Source organism: Pseudomonas thivervalensis (assembly GCF_001269655.1).
Classification (GTDB): domain Bacteria; phylum Pseudomonadota; class Gammaproteobacteria; order Pseudomonadales; family Pseudomonadaceae; genus Aquipseudomonas; species Aquipseudomonas thivervalensis.
Genome location: NZ_LHVE01000012.1, coordinates 138,526 through 156,855, shown reverse-complemented (window position 1 = coordinate 156,855; position 18,330 = coordinate 138,526). Strand labels below are relative to the sequence as shown.

The 18,330-nt window shown below is 62.5% G+C and carries 16 protein-coding genes; 11 read left to right on the top strand and 5 right to left on the bottom strand.

The window, feature by feature from the left end; all coding sequences use genetic code 11:
* Positions 1–27 precede the first annotated feature (27 nt).
* From AD659_RS17020 to AD659_RS16995, 6 genes are all read left to right on the top strand, one after another.
* Positions 28–528, top strand: a complete 501-nt coding sequence (locus AD659_RS17020) for a YciE/YciF ferroxidase family protein (protein ID WP_053123359.1) — start codon at positions 28–30, stop codon at positions 526–528.
* A gap of 379 nt (positions 529–907) precedes the next feature.
* Entirely contained in the window at positions 908–1,537 is a 630-nt protein-coding gene (locus tag AD659_RS17015) for a hypothetical protein (RefSeq protein WP_053123357.1), read from the top strand.
* Entirely contained in the window at positions 1,537–1,968 is a 432-nt protein-coding gene (locus AD659_RS17010; RefSeq protein ID WP_053123355.1) for a phage holin family protein, read from the top strand. The genes AD659_RS17015 and AD659_RS17010 overlap by 1 nt, the downstream gene beginning before the upstream one ends.
* Positions 1,965–2,774 (top strand): DUF3618 domain-containing protein, encoded by an 810-nt coding sequence (locus AD659_RS17005; protein WP_053123354.1) that lies wholly within the window; start codon positions 1,965–1,967, stop codon positions 2,772–2,774. The genes AD659_RS17010 and AD659_RS17005 overlap by 4 nt, the downstream gene beginning before the upstream one ends.
* Positions 2,775–2,888: 114 nt before the next feature.
* A complete protein-coding gene (locus tag AD659_RS17000; RefSeq protein ID WP_053123352.1) occupies positions 2,889–4,295 on the top strand; it encodes a saccharopine dehydrogenase NADP-binding domain-containing protein in 1,407 nt (468 codons plus the stop codon).
* Between the two features lie 183 nt (positions 4,296–4,478).
* Entirely contained in the window at positions 4,479–5,498 is a 1,020-nt protein-coding gene (locus AD659_RS16995) for a hypothetical protein (protein WP_053123350.1), read from the top strand.
* A 9-nt stretch (positions 5,499–5,507) separates the two neighbouring features.
* On the opposite strand, the gene AD659_RS16990 is transcribed toward AD659_RS16995, so the two are convergent.
* Positions 5,508–5,702, bottom strand: coding sequence for a hypothetical protein (locus AD659_RS16990; RefSeq protein WP_053123348.1), 195 nt, complete (start codon positions 5,700–5,702; stop codon positions 5,508–5,510).
* Between the two features lie 376 nt (positions 5,703–6,078).
* On the opposite strand from AD659_RS16990, the gene glsB reads away from it, so the two are divergent.
* On the top strand, positions 6,079–6,987 hold the full coding sequence (gene glsB, locus AD659_RS16985) for a glutaminase B (RefSeq protein ID WP_053123346.1): 909 nt from the start codon (positions 6,079–6,081) through the stop codon (positions 6,985–6,987).
* 63 nt (positions 6,988–7,050) lie between these two features.
* Here glsB and AD659_RS16980 read toward each other — a convergent pair whose 3' ends face one another.
* Positions 7,051–7,380: a hypothetical protein gene (locus AD659_RS16980; RefSeq protein WP_053123344.1), complete on the bottom strand. Its 330-nt coding sequence runs from the start codon at positions 7,378–7,380 to the stop codon at positions 7,051–7,053.
* A gap of 673 nt (positions 7,381–8,053) precedes the next feature.
* Positions 8,054–9,997 (bottom strand): DNA topoisomerase III, encoded by a 1,944-nt coding sequence (locus AD659_RS16975; protein ID WP_053123342.1) that lies wholly within the window; start codon positions 9,995–9,997, stop codon positions 8,054–8,056.
* 240 nt (positions 9,998–10,237) lie between these two features.
* On the opposite strand from AD659_RS16975, the gene AD659_RS16970 reads away from it, so the two are divergent.
* The 4 genes from AD659_RS16970 (at position 10,238) to AD659_RS16955 (ending at position 14,799) form a co-directional block, all read left to right on the top strand.
* A complete protein-coding gene (locus AD659_RS16970; protein ID WP_053123340.1) occupies positions 10,238–10,645 on the top strand; it encodes a response regulator in 408 nt (135 codons plus the stop codon).
* A gap of 102 nt (positions 10,646–10,747) precedes the next feature.
* Complete coding sequence (locus tag AD659_RS16965; protein ID WP_053123338.1) at positions 10,748–11,269, top strand: sigma-70 family RNA polymerase sigma factor; 522 nt, start codon at positions 10,748–10,750, stop codon at positions 11,267–11,269.
* A complete protein-coding gene (locus AD659_RS16960) occupies positions 11,266–12,225 on the top strand; it encodes a FecR domain-containing protein (RefSeq protein WP_053123336.1) in 960 nt (319 codons plus the stop codon). Before AD659_RS16965 ends, AD659_RS16960 begins: the two co-directional genes overlap by 4 nt.
* Before the next feature lie 96 nt (positions 12,226–12,321).
* The gene (locus AD659_RS16955) at positions 12,322–14,799 is read left to right on the top strand and encodes a TonB-dependent siderophore receptor (RefSeq protein WP_053123334.1); all 2,478 of its coding nucleotides are present in this window, start codon (positions 12,322–12,324) and stop codon (positions 14,797–14,799) included.
* A 42-nt stretch (positions 14,800–14,841) separates the two neighbouring features.
* On the opposite strand, the gene AD659_RS16950 is transcribed toward AD659_RS16955, so the two are convergent.
* Positions 14,842–16,464, bottom strand: coding sequence for an MFS transporter (locus tag AD659_RS16950; protein WP_053123332.1), 1,623 nt, complete (start codon positions 16,462–16,464; stop codon positions 14,842–14,844).
* A 207-nt stretch (positions 16,465–16,671) separates the two neighbouring features.
* The gene (locus AD659_RS16945) at positions 16,672–18,315 is read right to left on the bottom strand and encodes a GMC family oxidoreductase (protein WP_053123330.1); all 1,644 of its coding nucleotides are present in this window, start codon (positions 18,313–18,315) and stop codon (positions 16,672–16,674) included.
* Between the last annotated feature and the right edge of the window lie 15 nt (positions 18,316–18,330).

Genomic DNA, 18,330 nt, shown 5'->3' with positions numbered 1-18,330 from the left:
GGCTTTTTTGACCAGAGGATGATTGAGATGGCCAGAAAAACCGTAACAGACCTGTTCATTCACGAACTGTCCGACGTGTACAGCGCTGAAAAACAGATCACCCGTGCCCTGCCGCGCATGGCCCGGGCCACCACCAACCCCTTGCTCGCACAAGCCTTCAATGATCACCTGGAAGAAACCCAGGGGCAGATCGAACGCATCGACACGCTCGTCGAAGTGGCGGGTATCAAGCTCAAGCGCATGAAGTGCATCGCCATGGAAGGGCTGGTAGAAGAGTCCAAGGAACTGATCGAGGAAATCGAAAAAGGCGCGGTGCTCGATGCGGGGCTGATCGGCGCGGCACAGAAAGTCGAGCACTACGAAATCGCCAGTTACGGCACCTTGATCGCCATGGCCAAGCACTTGAACCTGGGCGATGAAGTGGTCGGCCTGCTGCTGGCAACCCTCAAGGAAGAAAAAGCCACCGACGAGAAACTCTCGAAGATTGCCGAGCAGGGTGGCAACCAGGCGGCGACGATGGAGTCCTGACCTAAGCAGTGTGTTGATGGACTTTTGAGGTGAACAGAGTGTTTTTGTGGCGAGGGAGCTTGCTCCCGCTGGACTGCGCAGCAGTCCCGGTTTTTTGGTTTGAACACAGAAATTATTGGGGCTGCTTCGCACCCCAGCGGGAGCAAGCTCCCTCGCCACGGGTTCCTTGTGTATCGGGCATTGGTGTTGACACCAGTGCCCATTTTTTTGCCGTAAAAAACCATCAAGCGGCCCCCGACGACCACACAGCGTCCGAGACGCCAACTCGTTGGAACTAGCCCGCAGCACGCTCCGTCACTTGTTCTGAGAGGTACTGATCCAGGCGTCGCTTCAGCGATGCCTGTCGTTGAGTTTTTCATCACGGAGGCGATGGACAGACATGACTATCCCGGACAACAACCCCGATCAATCACGCGATACCCGACCCGATGACATCAAGGCGCGAATGAACGATGCCATCGGCAGCGCTCGCGAACAGGCCGATGCACATTTCGGCCAATACCGCGATACCGCCGCCGACCAGATCGATGCGCTGGCGCGAGGGGCCAAGTCGGCCGGCTCGGAGCTTGAAGCCAGCGACCCCCTTGGCCTGTCCCATTACATGGCGGACATGGCGGATTCGATGACCGGCCTTGCCAACAAATTACGCCACATGAGCGCCGAACAGTTGCTGCACGACGGTGCCCGGCTGGCCCGGGATAACCCAGGGCTGTTCATGGCCGGCAGCGTCGCGGTGGGCTTTGGCCTTTCACGCTTCTTGAAGGCTGGCAGTTCATCCATCGCCAGCGAAACCGAGGATCCGGCAGCCGGCCATTCCCACCCGCCGGCCGGTGGCTTTGCCGCGCACCGTCCCTTCGACCAAGTGCCCGATCCCATCGGTCCCGGTGCCGGGGCTGCCAGCGGCATGGCTACAGGTATCACCCCAACCTCGCCCAGCGCGCAGGATCATCCCAGTGACGCCGCCACGGGCTCGCTGCCCGGCTCGGCCAATATCAGAGGAGAGTTGTGATGAACCGACCAGACCCCGATATCCAGCGTACCGCCGGCGCCTCGGCGTCCGATAATGACGCCTCCGTGGTGGGGTTGTTGAAGCAGTTGACCCACGAAGTCCCCTCGCTGTTTACCAAGGAGCTGGCGTTGGCCAAGGCTGAGTTCCAGGCCAGCCTCAACACCCTCAAGGCGGGTATCGCCGGGGTGGCCGGTGGCGCCATGGTGCTGATGGCCGGCTTCATCATCCTGCTGATGGCGGTGGTGTATGGCCTGAGTACGATGATGGCGCCCTGGTTGGCCGCGTTGATCGTCGGCGTCGTGGTCATGATCATCGGATTCGTCATGGTGCAGTCGGGCAAGAAACAGTTCGAACCGTCTCACTTCAAGCCTGACCGAACGCTCGATGCGCTGAACAAAGACCAGCAAGCCCTGCGGAGGAATGCCCCATGAAGGATGAATTCAAGACTGAATCCGAAAAGAGCCCGGAAGCCATCGAGCGCGAGATCGATGAGCAAAGGGCGCACATCAGCCATATCGTCGATGCCTTGGGCAGCAAGTTCACACCGGGGCAGATGCTCGACCAAGCCTTGAGCCTTGCCAAGGGAAACGGTTCGGCGTTCTTCACCAACCTGGGCACCACCGTGCGCAACAACCCGGTGCCGACCGTGCTGACCACGGTCGGCCTGTGCTGGCTGATGCTCGGCCAGAACCATCCGCCGCGGGTCGGTTATCGCGTCGGTCCGGACCAGGATTCCAGCGGCTGGAGCGAAGGGCTTGCCGGCGGCCTGGACAGCGCCCGGGAGCATCTGCACAGCAGCAGCGATTCGTTGCGCGAAGGCTTTCACCACCTCAAGGACAAAGCCGCGCACCTGGCGGACGACGTGGGCGCCAGCGCCCGGCATGCCCGGCACAGCGCTCACCAGGCGGGCGAGCGCGTGACCCAGGGGTCGCAGCATCTGGGCGATGAGTTCAGCCGTTTGTTCAAGGAGCAACCGTTGATGATGGCCGCCGCTGGCATCGCCCTGGGGGCCATGCTGGGTGCGGCGTTACCCACGTCCTCCAGCGAACAGCGAGTGATGGGCAAGACCAGCGCCGACCTGACCGACAAGGTCAAGCGCACGGCGCGGGAGGGCTATGAAACGGTGCGTGATACGGTGAGCAAGACCACTGAGCATCGTGACGAGCCAAGCGTCACGCCAGCCAACGGACGGGCTCATTCCGGCACGGATCTGTCCGGCGGGCTGGGCACTTCGTAGGTGGACCCAGGGGCGGCGCAGGGCGACTTGCGCCGCACCTGTCAACATCGACAGTAGCCTCGGTCGCCGTTCGGTTATTTCATGCGCAGTACACCCTTCCCAAGGAGGTGGCACATGGAACGTCAGGTCCCGTTCACCGGCCATCTGGTCTTCATCGGCTTCGGCTCCATCGCCCGGGCCACGTTGCCCTTGTTGCTGAGGCAGGATCACGTTGTGGTCAAGCAGATCACCGTCATCGCACCGGTGATCGACCAGAACATCTGGTTCAAGGAGCGAGGGATCCGCTTCGTTCGCAAAGCCTTGACCCGACAAACCTATGCACAAACCCTGGATCGCGTCGTCAAACGTGGTGATTTCATCGTCAACCTGTCCGTCGAGGTCAGCTCCCTGGAGCTTATGGCGTACGCTTTCGAGAAAGGCGCGCTGTACCTCGATACCTGCGTCGAGCCGTGGGCCGGAGGCTACGACGATCCGCACCTGGACCTTTCCCATCGCACCAATTACGCCTTGCGCTATCAGGTGCTGGACCTGCAAAAAAGGTTGGGTAAAGGCCCTACGGCGGTGGTGGCCCATGGCGCGAATCCCGGTTTGATCACCCATTTGCTCAAAGCCGGATTGGTTGAGTTGGCGATGCAATTGAAGCAGCCGCTGCCACAACAGCGGGGCGGGGTCGACTGGGCCAGGCTATGCATGGACATGAGGATCAAGGTCATTCATTTCGCCGAACGTGACAGCCAACGCTCCCAGCGTCCCAAGGAAGACGATGAGTTCGTCAACACCTGGTCGGTGGAGGGGCTCATCAGCGAAGGCAGCCAGCCGGCCAAGTTGGGTTGGGGTACCCATGAACGGACTTGGCCATCCGCTGCGCGGCGCCATCGTTTCGGTAGCCGCAACGCGATCTATCTGGAACGCCCGAGCGCCAGTGTCTTGATCAAGACCTGGACGCCCGTGGGCGGGCCATGCCTGGGGCTGATGATCACTCACCACGAAACCGCTTCGACCGCCGATTTGCTGACCGTGAAGGAGCAGCGCAAGTTGGTTTACCGACCCACCCTGCATTACGCCTATCACCCCTGCAACGATGCCTGGCTGTCAGTCCATGAACTGATCGGCCGCGGCTGGAAACCCCAGGCCCGGCAGCGGATTCTCAACGGCGAAATCGACCCCGGCGGGGTGGATGCACTGGGGGTGTTGCTGATGGGCCATGACATGAACGCCTACTGGTTCGGCTCGGTGCTGAGCATTGACGAGGCGAGGGCCCTGGTGCCCTTCAATAATGCCACCAGCCTGCAAGTGGCGGCGGGCGTCATGGCGGGAATCGTCTGGGCCATCGAACATCCGGATCGTGGCATCGTCGAGCCGGAACAAATGGATTACGAACGTGTGCTGGACGTCGCCCGACCTTACCTGGGGACGTTGGTGGGCAAACGCACCGATTGGACACCGACGGGGGCTCTTCACAACGCTTCAGGGGACGCAGCGGCCGATGATTGGCAATTCGAGCATTTCACCCGGTTCTGAGAGACCCGAAATCCCTGTGGGAGCGAGCAAGCTCGCTCCCACAGGGATTGGTGGTGACATACCGATTGCTTGAGACAGCGTATCTGGGGTGGATGCCGATTGCTTGAACACCCGCGAAAACTGCGGGAGCTAGGCGACCTATACTCAACCCCATGGATGGCAGGAATCCGGGGTGGCGCGACTGTGCTGCGTTCGCTGATATTGGCCGTTGTGCTCGTTCTGGCGGGGTGCGCCACGCCACAGCGCGGGCAACCGGTCGCCACGGTGGTGATCGCCCAGGAGACTTGGCGGCAGGCGGACCAGCAGATCATCGCAGCGTCAAAAAACGCTCTTGAACAGGCGGCAGTCTATGCCCGCGGGTCGATGGAGCATTGGCGCGTGTTGGTCTATGAACGCACCGAGGCTGAATTCATCCCTTGGTTCAGCAGCTATTGGACCCAGGAATGGCTGGCGGTGAAGGTCAGCTGGTATGCCGCCAGTGCCGAGGGCGAGGCGGACTCCTCGGCCAAGCGCCTGGCGGTCTACCTGCAAGAACAATATCGCGAGCAGGTGCTGGAGCCGGTGTCGGTGGAAATCGATCCCGAGGCGATCAGGGCCAACGCGACGGGTCATTACCTGCGCCTGCTCGACCAGCAGGTCAAGGTCATCGCCCAGCGACATGGAATCCCGAACGAACTGATGAATCGACGCCTGCACGGCATCCCGGCCATCCGCCTGGGCCCGCCGGCGGCGCGTGACGCTTCGCTGTACGAGATCGTTCACACCGAACCGCTGAACACGCTGCCGGCCTATGCGGCCCTGATCGACTACGTCAATAAGGCTGCAACCACGGGGGCGGGGCCATCGGAGGCGGTGATCGCCACGGTGGCGCAACGCACCAGCGAAAAAATCGAGGCCCAATTCGCCACGCGTGGGGCGACCGGTGCGGCGGCGGCCGTGGCCGGGAAGGCGGCCGGGGCGCTGATCTCGGTGGGCGTGGCGGGCATTCGCGCGATTATCCACGAGGGCGAGCGGCCGGAAATGGAGGCGCAGATCCGCAAAAGCCTGAGCGCCGCCTTCGACGAGGCGTGGTTCAAATCGCTCAAGCATCCCCTCAGCGGGGTGATGGCGCCGGTGTATTACCTGGACGACGAAATAAAAGGCAACCTGGTGGAAGCGGACCTGGCCAATCGCGCGGTGGCACTGCCGGACATCAAGCCTTGACAGGCCGGTTCATTCTGACCCGAGGGTGACGCGACAACCCTTGCGATGGCGGATCTGCTCGTCCGATGGGCGTTCCTTGATGAACTCGAAGCGCGGCTCGCCTTCGCTGTAGATCACCAGCCAGCCCCATTCCAGCTCGCTTTCATCCTGCCCGGGCTGGGGCGGCGAGGCCCACCAGGGTTCTTTTTGCATGATCTGACGCATCGTCTACTCCTGCCGATTGATCCTTTGAACTATAGACCGCTCGATTTGGCGACCAGCGCCCATGAAAACGCTTGCATTCATTGCGGCGAACACGGCTGTTGTGGCGAGGGAGCTTGCTCCCGCTGGGGCGCGTTGTAGGAGCTGTGTAGGAGCTGACGAGTGCAACGAGGCTGCGATCTTTTCCCAGACACTTGAATCTCAAGCGAAAGATCAAGATCAAAAGATCGCAGCCTTCGGCAGCTCCTACCACAGCCCTGCGGGAGCAAGCTCCCTCGCCACGGTTTTTCCTCGCAACTCAGTGTGCTCTGACCCCGTCCACCAGCGTCTAGCGTCTGTATCCCCGCACTCGAACGGGGAATGACTGGACCCTGCGCATATGCAAGCACTGTTGAACGAGATCCTCGATGCGGTTCGCCCCCTGATCGGTCAGGGCAAGGTCGCCGACTACATTCCTGCCCTGGGCACTGTGGCGCCCAACCAGTTGGGCATTGCCGTGTACGGCAATGACGGCGAGTTGTATTGCGCTGGCGACGCCGATACCGCGTTTTCGGTGCAGAGTATTTCCAAGGTGTTCAGCCTGGTGCAGGCCATCGGGCATTCCGGCGAAGCGATCTGGGAGCGCCTGGGCCATGAGCCGTCCGGCCAGCCTTTCAATTCCCTGGTGCAACTGGAATTCGAACGCGGTCGGCCACGCAACCCGTTCATCAATGCCGGTGCGTTGGTCATCTGCGATATCAACCAGTCGCGTTTCGCCGCGCCGGCGCTGTCGATGCGTGATTTCGTGCGCCGTCTGTCGGGTAACCCGCAGGTGATGGTGGACGGCAAGGTCGCCGAGTCGGAATACCAGCACCGTGCCCGCAACGCGGCGATGGCGTACCTGATGCAATCGTTCGGCAACTTCCACAACGACGTGGAAGCGGTGCTGCGCAGTTATTTCAGCCACTGTGCCTTGCGGATGAGCTGCATCGACCTGGCGCGGGCGTTCTGCTTCCTGGCCAACGACGGGTTCTGCAAACACAGCGGCGAACAGATCCTCAGTGCCCGGCAGACCCAACAGGTCAACTCCATCATGGCCACCAGCGGCCTGTACGACGAGGCCGGCAACTTCGCTTATCGCGTTGGCCTGCCGGGCAAGAGCGGTGTCGGGGGCGGGATTGTCGCCGTGGTGCCGGGCCGGTTCACGGTGTGCGTCTGGTCGCCGGAACTCAACGTCGCCGGCAACTCCCTGGCTGGCATGGCGGCGCTGGAAATGATGAGCCAGCGGATCGGCTGGTCGGTGTTCTAGTTTCCCGTCTCACAAAAAAGGGCCCGCGCCTGATTCAGGCGCGGGCCCTTTTGTTAGGGGATTTCAGCAGAGGCGGTCGATGACCCGGACCTCGGACGTGTTCTGCAGCGACTGCCAGGCCTGGGTCAGCGTTTGCAGCACGCGGCCCATGAAGTCTTTGTCAGCCGCCGCCTTCTTGCCCACGTAGCCCTGGCCGCGACGGTACATCTTCAGCCGGGCGCACAACTCTTGCGTGTTCTTTTCGAACTCGTCTTCGTGGGTGTAGGGCGACAGGCAGTCCATATGCACCTGGCCAGTCTTGCTGATCCACAGGATATGGCTGTCGAGTGTGTCCTTGTGTGCCGCGAACATGCGAGCCAGCTCATCAATAGATGGTTGATTATTCAGATTCATGTGTAAGCCCCTTGACCATTTGGTTGATCTGTCTGGTGGTTCGCAAAAAACTTCGCTACTCGGTAAGTGCCTGCCTGCTACCGAAACCAGGCCGTCAGCGTTCGTCCGCCTGACTTCGACGGGGTCGTGCATCGGTTGTGTAGTGTTATCGAAGGGCTGCTACGCAAATGCGCTACAACGAAGAGAAACAGCGAAGAATCTCAGGCAGTGTCAACTTTCGAGGGTCGACCACGCGCGTCATGAGGATCGATCGCTAGCGTTTCTCGTCCTCGTTACCGGACGGTCATGCCAGGTCAGCACCTTCAATCTGCCTTGTGGGCAGTCCCTTATCCAAAAAACAGCTCGGCGGTCAGACGAGCTTGCTCAAACAGTTGCCTGTACTCCCGATCGGGGAGACGTCTGCATCATGCAAGGGCAAATCGGAGGCGTCAACGGTTTTGTAGTGATTATTTTTGTTCACTACATATTGTCGGACAAAATGGTTTGGGTATGAAAAACGGCTGCGAGTGATCACTCGTGGCGAGGGAGCTTGCTCCCGCTGGGCTGCGTAGCAGCCCTAAAAACCTGGCGGTGCATGAGTCAAATTGACCGAGTCGCCTGCATTGGGGTTGCTACGCAACCCAGCGGGAGCAAGCTCCCTCGCCACAAAGGCAGCGCTTGGAATCGGCGTTGTTCAAGTGGCCTTGGCCTTGCTCGCCTTGCGTGGTGCACCACCAGCCTTGCGCTTGGTCGGCTTGCGTTTGTTCTTCCATGGCGTGGCGCCGCGCCCGGCGGGGCTGGCCGGGCCGCTGATGGTCAGGCTCATGCCCTGGCAGCGGGCGACGTGCTTGCTCATCCAGGCGGCTTGCCGGGTGACGAATTCTTCCAGGCTCATTTCCCCGCTCTGCACCATGTCCAGGGCCTGTTCCCAGATGGCAGTGGTGCCCGGGTCGGCGATGGCCCGGGGCACGGCGTCGATGAGGCTGAAGGCCGCCGGGGTGGCGGACAGGGCCTTGCCGTTTTTCACCAGGTAACCGCGGTCGAGCAGCCCCTGGATGATCGAGGCCCGGGTCGCTTCGGTGCCGATGCCGGTGGTGTCCTTGAGCTTCTGCTTGAGCAACGGATCTTCCACCAGCTTGGCGACGTTCTTCATCGCCTTGATCAGGTCGCCTTCGGTGAAGGGCTTGGGCGGCTGGGTCCAGAGGTCCTTGGGTTTCACCTCATCCACTGCGCAATCGCGACCTTCGGCCAGTGCCGGCAGGACCTGCGGCGCCGGTGCTTCACGGCCCCTGGCCGGTGCCAGTGCCTCGGGCAGGGCGCGTTTCCAGCCGGGTTCGACGATCTGCTTGCCCACGGCACGCAACGCCTGGCCAGCACAGTCGAAGTCGGCCTGGGTCCGGTCGTATTCGTGGTTGGGCAGGAACTGCGCGAGGTAGCGTGCGCGAATCAGCGTGTAGACCGCGCGCTGCTTGCCGGCGAGTTTGTCGAGGTTCCTGGCGGCGGTGGGAATGATGCCGTGGTGGGCGCTGACCTTGGCGTCGTTCCAGGCCCGGGACTTGCGCTGCGCCTGCAAATGCTCGCGCAGCGGCGCGAGGCTGGGGTCGGCCTGGGCGAGGGCGGCCAGGATCGCCGGGGCTTCGCTGTGCTGGCTCAAGGGCAGGAAACCGCAATCGCTGCGCGGGTAGGTGATGAGCTTGTAGGTCTCGTAGAGCGACTGGGCAATGTCCAGGGTTTCCTGGGCGCCGAGGCCGAGTTTCTTCGAGCAGACTTCCTGCAGGGTGCCCAGGTCGAAGGGCAACGGCGCCGCTTCGCGCAGGCGCTCGGTACGCACCTTCAGTGTCCGGGCGGTGGCGGCGTTGCTCATGGCCTGGGCGGCGTCCCGGGCCAGGGCCTGGTTGAGGCAGCGTTCCTGGTCGTCGCAGGCATCCGGGTCGGCGCGCCACTGGGCGGTGAACGCCGTGCCTTCATGGCTGAGCTGCACGTCGATGGCCCAATAGGCGACCGGTACGAAGTTGGCGATGCTGCGGTCGCGGTCCACCACCAGTCGCAGCGTCGGTGTCTGCACGCGACCGACCGGCAACACGCCCTGGTAGCCGGACTGGCGCCCCAGCAAGGTGAACAGGCGACTCATGTTCATGCCGATCAGCCAGTCGGCCCGGGAGCGGCCCAGGGCCGAGTGATACAGGTTGAAGGTTTCGACGCCCGGCTTGAGGGCGGCCAGGGCCTTGCGGATCGACGCTTCGTCCAGGGCCGACAGCCATAGCCGCCGGATCGGTCCGCGATACCGGCAATGTTCCACCAGCTCCCGGGCGATCATTTCGCCTTCACGGTCGGCGTCGGTGGCGATCACCAATTCCTTCGCTTCACCCAACAGGCGTTTGACCGCCTTGTACTGGCTGGCGGTTTTCGGCTTGACGGTCATTTTCCATTGCGCCGGCACGATAGGCAGGTCGGCCAGGACCCAGCGCTTGTAGCGCGCGTCGTAGGCGTCGGGTGGGGCGGTTTCCAGCAGGTGGCCGATGCACCAGGTGACCGTGACGCCAGGGCCCAGCCAGCAACCGTCGCCACGGCGCGTGGCACCGAGCACGGCGGCGATGTCCTTGGCCTGGGACGGCTTTTCACACAGGTACAGCTGCATAGCGCCCTTTTCCTGAGCAGATTTCTTGGGCTGTAGCATGGTCATGGATGGGCGCCAGGGCAAGTTTTATCTGTATGGATATACAGATAAAAGCGTTGCGCTGCGTTGCCAAGGGGTGTCTGGCGTGACATTCGGCGGCCTGTCGGCACGCAGAATGAATTTCTCGCAGGGGTATGGCTCATAACTTCAAGGCGGTTGAAACCGTAAAGAAGGTTTATGAGGTCAAGGAGAGTCACTTTCATGAATTCGATGCCAAATGGCAACGGCCAGGCGACTACACGTTTGATTCTCGTGGTGGAAGACGATCCAACTATCCTGGAATTTCTCTGTGAAATCCTTGAGGAAGAAGGGTTCGTCGTGGAGCCTCGGGAGAGCGCCGATGCGGCGCTGACATTCCTCGAAGAGAGCGCCCACTACGTCGACCTGTTGCTCACCGACATCACCATGCCCGGCAAGATCGACGGAGCGGAGCTGGCCAACCTGACCGGAGATCGCTGGCCGCAGATTCCGCTGTTGATCATGTCCGGCTTCGAGACGCCGGAAAGCGCCGGGATCAAGCACCACGCTGCGTTCATCGCCAAACCTTGGGCGCTGGGACAGATGCTGGATCTGGTGGAGAGCACGGTGAAAAATCACGCCATCCACTGAGTGATGCCAGAGGGGGGAGGCGGCCGGGCACGTTTGGGTTGCAAGCGGCGATGGGCTCCATGACAATGCGAGTCATTATCAGTCGCGAATTATTCCATTGCCATGCCCGCCAACGATCTGTCCCTACGCAGTGCTGTCGACGTTCTGTACAGTGATCATCACAGTTGGCTCCAGGGCTGGTTGCGCAAGCGCTTGGGCAACACGTTCGATGCCGCCGACCTGACCCAGGATACGTTCGTGCGGGTCATCAAGGCGCGCACCGCGCTGGATATCCGCGAGCCGCGACCGTACCTGTCGATGATCGCCAAAGGGTTGTTGATCGACCTGTTTCGCCGCCGCTCGCTGGAACAATCCTACCTCGAAGCCCTGGCCGCCATGCCGCAAGAGCAGCATCCATCGCTGGAAGAGCAGGCAATCCTGCTCCAGGCGCTGATGGAGATCGACCGTCTGCTCCTGGGGTTGGGGCCGCGCGTCCGGCAAGCGTTCATCCTGTCGCAGTTCGATGGCCTGACCTACCCGCAAATTGCCGAGCGCCTGGGCGTCAGCGTCCGCACGGTCAACAACCACATGGCCAAGGCCATGGAACATTGCTGCCTGATGCAAATTCAATTGCAGCTTTCATGAACCTGCCGTCCGAGGAGTTGAAAGCCATCCGTGTTGCGGCACGGTGGTACGCCCGGCTTAATTCCGGGATTACGACCGACGCGGACCGGGCCGATTGGCGCGCCTGGCTGGCCGCCGATCCATTGCACAGTCAGGCCTGGCAGCGCATGGCCGCGGTGGCCGAGCAGATGGCGAGTGTGCCGGGCAGCCTGGCATCACCGACCTTGAGCGACACCCACCAGCGCTCCCGGCGCCAGGTGTTGCGCAGCGCCTTGCTGCTGACGTCCGCTGGCGGCCTGGGCTGGCTGGGCTGGCGCAGCCAGGCTACGCAGAACCTGTTTTGCGATTACCGCACCGCCGTGGGCGAGCGTCGCGAGTTCCAATTGGCCGATGGCAGCACGCTCACGCTCAATACCGATACCTCGATCAACATTCGTTTCGATGGGCAGCAGCGGCGCCTGGAGCTGTTGCGGGGTGAAGTGCTCGTGACGACGGCGGTCGATCCCCTGCGACGTCCGTTCAAGGTGGTCACGGGGCCGGCCGAGGTGCTTGCCCTGGGCACGCGTTTCATTGTCCGTAGCCAGGCGCGGGGCGGCGAAGTGGCGGTGCTGGAGAAAGCGGTCGAGGTGAGCCTGCCAGCCACTGGAGCAAGGAGGCGGGTCGAAGCCGGCCAGCGCCTGGATTTCAACGAGCGGTCGTTGGGGGCGCTGCGCGGCAACGATGTGTCGGTCGGTGCATGGCAGAAGGGGAGCATCATCGCCATTGACCGCCCCCTGGCGGCGCTGCTGGATGAACTGTCGCGCTACCGTCCCGGTGTGCTGCGTTGGGATCCGGCGATTGGCGACTTGCAGGTGTCCGGTGTGTTTCCCGTCGATAACACCGATCTCGCCCTGGCCGCGCTGGAAAGCGGTTTCTCATTGCGGGTGACCCGCTACAGCCGATTCTGGGTCCAGGTCGCCGGTGGCGATCGGCGTTGATGCTGCGCAATAAAAAAACCAACCCCTGCACTTTTCATCCTCATCGTTCGGCTCTTCCTCAGTGAGTTTTTATCGACCGTTTGGGGGAGGGGAAATATGACGTGGGTGAGCGCGCCAGGCCGTCTGGTGTTTGCAGTGAAAATCGGTTTGCTGGCGGTCACGACCGCTGGTGCCACAGCCGTGTATGCCGACCCGGTTCCAGAGGCTGCGGCGCAGCAGCGCGCGGTGCAGGCCTACGATATCGGTGCCGGACGCCTGGTGGAGGTGCTGACCCGTTTCGCCAGCGCCGCCGGCGTTGCCATTTCGTTTGATGCCCGGCAACTCGAAGGTTTGCGATCGCCCGGTCTGAAAGGTTCTTTCGGCGTCGGCGACGGCTTTGCCCGCATTCTTGGTGGTAATGGCCTGCAAGCCGAGCCCCAGGCCAACGGCACGTACGTGCTGCGCCGGCTACCTGTCAACGGTTCGGTCATGGAGCTGGGCGCCACCCGTATCGAGGCACAGCGTCTCGGGGCGACCACCGAGCAGAGCAATTCCTACACGACGGGGGCGGTCACCATCAGCAAGGGCGAGCACTCCCTGCGCGAAACGCCGCAGTCGGTGACGGTGATCACCCGCAAGATGCTCGATGACCAGAACCTCAATACCATCGAACAGGTCATGGAAAAGACCCCCGGCATCACCGTCTACGACTCGACCATGGGCGGCAAGTATTTCTATTCCCGCGGGTTCCGCATGTCCGGCCAGTATCAATACGACGGCGTTCCGCTGGACATGGGCAACAGCTATGTCCAGGCCGACAGTTTCAGCAGCGACATGGCCTATTACGACCGTGTCGAAGTGCTGCGCGGCGCCGCGGGGATGATGAAGGGAGCGGGCGGCACATCCGGCGGCGTCAATTTCGTGCGTAAACGCGGCCAGGCCACGGCGCAGACCGAACTCAGCCTGTCCGGTGGCACCTGGGACAACTATCGCGGACAGGTCGACACCGGTGGCCCGTTGAATGATGCCGGCACCGTGCGGGGCAGGGCGGTGATCGCCGAGCAGAGCCGGCATTATTTCTACGACGATGCCCGGCGCAAGGACCAGATCTACTACGGCGCCCTGGACTTCGATTTGTCGCCCGACACGACGCTCGGCCTGGGCATTGCCTATGAAGACGTCGATGCAAGTCCCTGCTGGGGCGGGCTGCCGCGCAACCGGGACGGCAGCGATCTGAAACTCAGCCGCTCCACCTGCCTGGACCCGTCGTGGAACACCTGGCGCAGCCAGCGCACCACGCTGTTCGGTGATATCGCCCATCACATCAATGACGACTGGGCCGTGAAGGTCGCCGGGGTCTATACGAAAAACACCCAGGACATCAAATACGCGTTTGCATCGGGCTCGGTGGCGCCCGGCACCTCGACCACCAATATGCTGGGCAGCATGTATGACTACGACCAGGTCGATTACGGACTCGACGCCTACCTGGACGGCAAGTTCGACGCCTTGGGGCAGCAACATGAATTGATCGTCGGTTTCAACGCCAGCCGCTCGGACAAGGATGACTTCTTCTCGGTGGCACTGCTGCCACAGAAGCAGAATGTGTTCGATCCGGATCGGCATATTCCCGAGCCGGACGACAGTTACTTCATCGAAAACTCGACGCGCGGTGGACCGGTCAAGACCGTGACCGAGCAGCAAGGCATGTATTCGACGCTGCGGCTGAAACTGGCGGACCCGTTGACGTTTGTCGTCGGCAGCCGGGTGAGCTGGTACAGCTCCAAGACCGACTCGGAGTTCCTCACCGGCGGTTCGGAGCACGCCAAGAGCACAGAGACGGGCCAAGTCACGCCGTTTGCCGCCGTCTTGCTGGACCTCAATGAACACCTGACGGCCTATGCCAGCTATTCGGACATCTTCACGCCCCAGGGCAACTATCGCTCCGAAAGCGGCTCGGCACTCAAGCCCCTGGTGGGCGAGAGTTACGAGCTGGGGATCAAGGGCGAGTGGTTCGAGGGACGCCTGAACAGTGCCTTCAACCTGTTCCGCACGGTGCAGAAAGACCAGGCCCAGACTGACTACAACTCCAGCTGTGCGTCCTCGGATGGCTACTGCTACGAGAACGCCGGCAAGGTGCGCGCCCAGGGTTTCGAAGCCGAGATCAGCGGTGAAGTCATCGAGCGCTTGCAACTGCTGGCCGGCTACACCTACACCCAGACCAAGACCCTCGACGACATTGATGCCAGCCTCAACGGCGGCTCGTTCAACAGCTACGTGCCGCGCCATGTGCTGCGCCTGTGGGGTGACTATGCCCTCGGCGGGGCGTTGGAACGGTTCAGTGTCGGCGCTGGGGTCAATGCCCAAAGCGACAATTTCCGCGTATCGCCGGCGACGGGGGAGAAGATCACCCAGGCCGGTTATGCGGTGTGGAACGGCCGCGTTGGCTACCGCATCGATGACACCTGGTCGGTGGCCCTCAATGGCAACAACCTGTTCGACAAGCGCTACTACACCACCATCGGGACCGAGGGCTTCGGTAACTATTACGGTGAGCCGCGCAACTTCACCATGACGATGAAGGCGCGCTTCTGAGGCGGTGGCGAGGGCGCCAGTGCCCTCGCCACGGTTCTGCCCTCAGTTGGTATCCAGGTCCACGTTCTTGGTTTCCCGCAGGCAGATCATGCCCACCACCAGGCTCACCCCGGTGATCACCACCGGGTACCACAGCCCGTAGAAAATATCCCCGGTGTAGACCACCAGGGCGAACGACACGGTGGGCAGGAAACCGCCGAACCAACCGTTGCCGATGTGGTAGGGCAGGGACATGGAGGTGTAGCGGATCCGGGTCGGGAACAGTTCGACCATCAACGCCGCCAGCGGTCCGTAGCACATCGCCGAGATGATGATCAGCGCCACGATCAAGGCCACGATCATTGGCCGGTTGATTTGCTGCGCATCGGCCTTTTGCGGGTAGCCGGCCAGGGTCACGGCACCGCGCAGGGCGGCCTCGTCGTAGCCTTCGAGTTTCACGTCGCCGACGCTGATCTGCACGGTGCTGCCAGCCGGGGCCGCGACGCTGCTGTAGGGCAGGCCTTGCTTGACCAGGAAAGTCTTGGCCTTGTCGCAGGGGCTGTCGAAACGCGCCTTGCCCACCGGGTCGAACTGGAAGGTGCAGGTGGCCGGGTCGGCGACCACGGTGATCGGCGCCTGGCGGCTCGCCAGGTCGATGGCCGGGTTGGCATAGTGGGCCAAGGTCTTGAAGATCGGAAAATACAGGGCCGTCGCCAGCAGCAGGCCGATCATCAACACCGGTTTGCGCCCGACCTTGTCCGATAGCCAGCCAAAAAAGATAAAGAACGGTGCGCCGATCACCACGCTGACAATCAGCAGGCTGTTGGCGAGGGCAGGGTCCATCTTGAGGAATTGGGTGAGGAAAAACAGCACGTAGAACTGTGCGGCATAGAAGGTCACCGCTTGGCCGGCGTTGATGCTGAACAGGGCGATCAGCACCACCTTGAGGTTTTCCCATTTGCCGAAGGATTCGCGGATCGGCGCCTTGCAGCACTTGCCTTCCTCTTTCATTTTCAGGAAGGCCGGTGACTCATGCAGGCTCAGGCGAATCCAGGTGGAGATGCCCAGCAGCAGGATCGACAGCAGGAACGGAATGCGCCAGCCCCAGACTTCGAACTGATCGCCGGTGAAGTAGCGACAGCCCAGGACCACCAGCAGCGACAGCAGCAGCCCGAGGGTGGCCGTGGACTGAATCCAGCTGGTATGAAAACCGCGCTTGCCCATTGGTGCGTGCTCGGCCACATAAGTCGCCGCACCACCGTACTCACCGCCCAAGGCCAGGCCCTGAAGCATGCGCAACACCACCAGGATGATCGGCGCGGCGATGCCGATGCTGGCGTAGTTGGGCAGCAGGCCGACGCAGAACGTCGCCAGGCCCATGAGCACGATGGTGGCGAGGAACGTGTACTTGCGCCCGATCATGTCCCCCAACCGACCGAACACCAGCGCCCCGAACGGCCGCACGATGAAACCGGCGGCGAACGCCATCAGGGCGAAGATGAACGCGGTGGTGTCGTTGACCCCGGCAAAGAACTGCTTGCTGATCACCGCCGCCAGGGCGCCGTAGAGGAAAAAGTCATACCACTCGAACACCGTCCCCAGGGACGAGGCGAAGATGACTTTCTGGGTTTCCTGGCTGGTGCCGGCGCTGCGCGTGGCTTCCAGGGGCTGAACATGTTCGGACATAGCGGTATCCCTCACAGTGATTGTTTTTGTTGTTCCACTGCGACGCCGGGGTGGCGTCTCCTGATTTGACACACTTCCTTATTGCCTACGCACGTTCCCTTGTGGGAGCGAGCCTGCTCGCGATGACGGCAGCACATTCAATATATATGTGACTGATAGACCGCTATCGCGAGCAGGCTCGCTCCCACAAGGGGATTTGGTTGCTCTTCAGACCGTGGCGGGCTCCTTTTGGGGCGTGGTGATTCTTGTGTCCGCCTCAAGCATCATCTGCGCCGCTTTCTCGGCAATCATCAGCGTCGGCGAGCAGGTGTTGCCCGAGGTGATGCGCGGCATGATCGAGGCGTCGGCGATGCGCAGGCCCTTGATGCCGTGCACGCGCAGTTGCGCATCCACCACGGCGTCGTGGTCCTGGCCCATGCGGCACGTACCGACCGGGTGGAAAATCGTCGTGCCGATGCGGGCGGCGGCCTGGTGCAGTTCCTCTTCGGTCTGCAGGCTGGGGCCCGGCAGGTACTCCACCGGTTTGAACGCGCTCAGGGCCGGGGCCGCGACGATGCGCCGGGTCAGGCGGATGGCGTCGGCGGCGACCCGCAAGTCTTCGGGGTGGCTCAGGTAATTGGGCTGGATCAGCGGCGCTTCGTGTGGGGTGGCCGAACGTATGTCCACCCGGCCACGGCTTTGCGGACGCAGGTCGCAGACCGACGCGGTGAACGCCGGGAAGCTGTGCAGCGGTTCGCCGAAGCGTTCCAGGGACAACGGCTGCACGTGGTATTCGAGGTTGGCCGAGGCCTGCTCCGGGCCCGAGCGGGCGAACGCGCCGAGTTGGCTGGGGGCCATGGACAGCGGGCCGCTGCGGTCATACAGGTAGCGCAAACCCATGCCCATCTTGCCCCACAGGCTGCCGGCGATCTGGTTCAGGGTGCGGGCGTTTTCCAACTGGTAGATCAGCCGCAGTTGCAGGTGGTCCTGCAAGTTGCCGCCGACACCGGGCAGCTCATGAGTCACGCCGATGCCCAGGCGTTGCAGCAGGCTGCGCGGGCCGATCCCGGAGCGTTGCAGGATCCCCGGCGAACCCACGGCGCCGGCGCACAGGACGATTTCCTTGCGGGCCTTGAAGGTGATGCCCTTGCCTTGCCAGCGCGCGCTGACGGCGTGGGCGCGGTCGTCACGCAGCAACACGCGGTCGACCTCGACGTCGGTCAACACCGTGAGGTTGGCGCGTTGGCGAATCGGCTTGAGGAACGCCTTGGCCGCGTTCCAGCGCACCCCGGCTTTCTGGTTGACTTGGAAGTAGCCACAGCCTTCATTGTCGCCGCTGTTGAAATCGTCGACGTTGGGGATGCCGCTCTGCTCGGCGGCGCTGCGGAAGGCATCGAGAATCGGCCATGACAGGCGCTGGCGTTCGACCCGCCACTCGCCGCCGGCACCGTGGAATTCTGACGCGCCGGCAAAGTGATTTTCGCTCTGGCGGAACAGCGGCAGCACGTCCTTCCAGGCCCAGCCGGGATTGCCCTCGGCGGCCCAGCCGTCGTAATCGGCAGCCTGGCCGCGCATGTAGATCATGCCGTTGATGGAGGAGCAACCGCCCAGGACCTTGCCGCGTGGGTAGCTCAGGGCGCGCCCTTGCAGGCCCGCTTGCGCTTCGGTCTTGAAGCACCAGTCGGTGCGCGGGTTGCCGATGCAGAACAGGTAGCCGACCGGAATGTGAATCCATGGATAGTTGTCGCGCCCCCCGGCCTCGAGCAGCAGCACCCGGTGTTGCGGGTTGGCCGAAAGCCGATTGGCCAGCAAGCACCCGGCAGGGCCGGCGCCCACGATCACGTAATCGTATTCATCGATGACGGGTTGCATCCGCGACCTCATTCT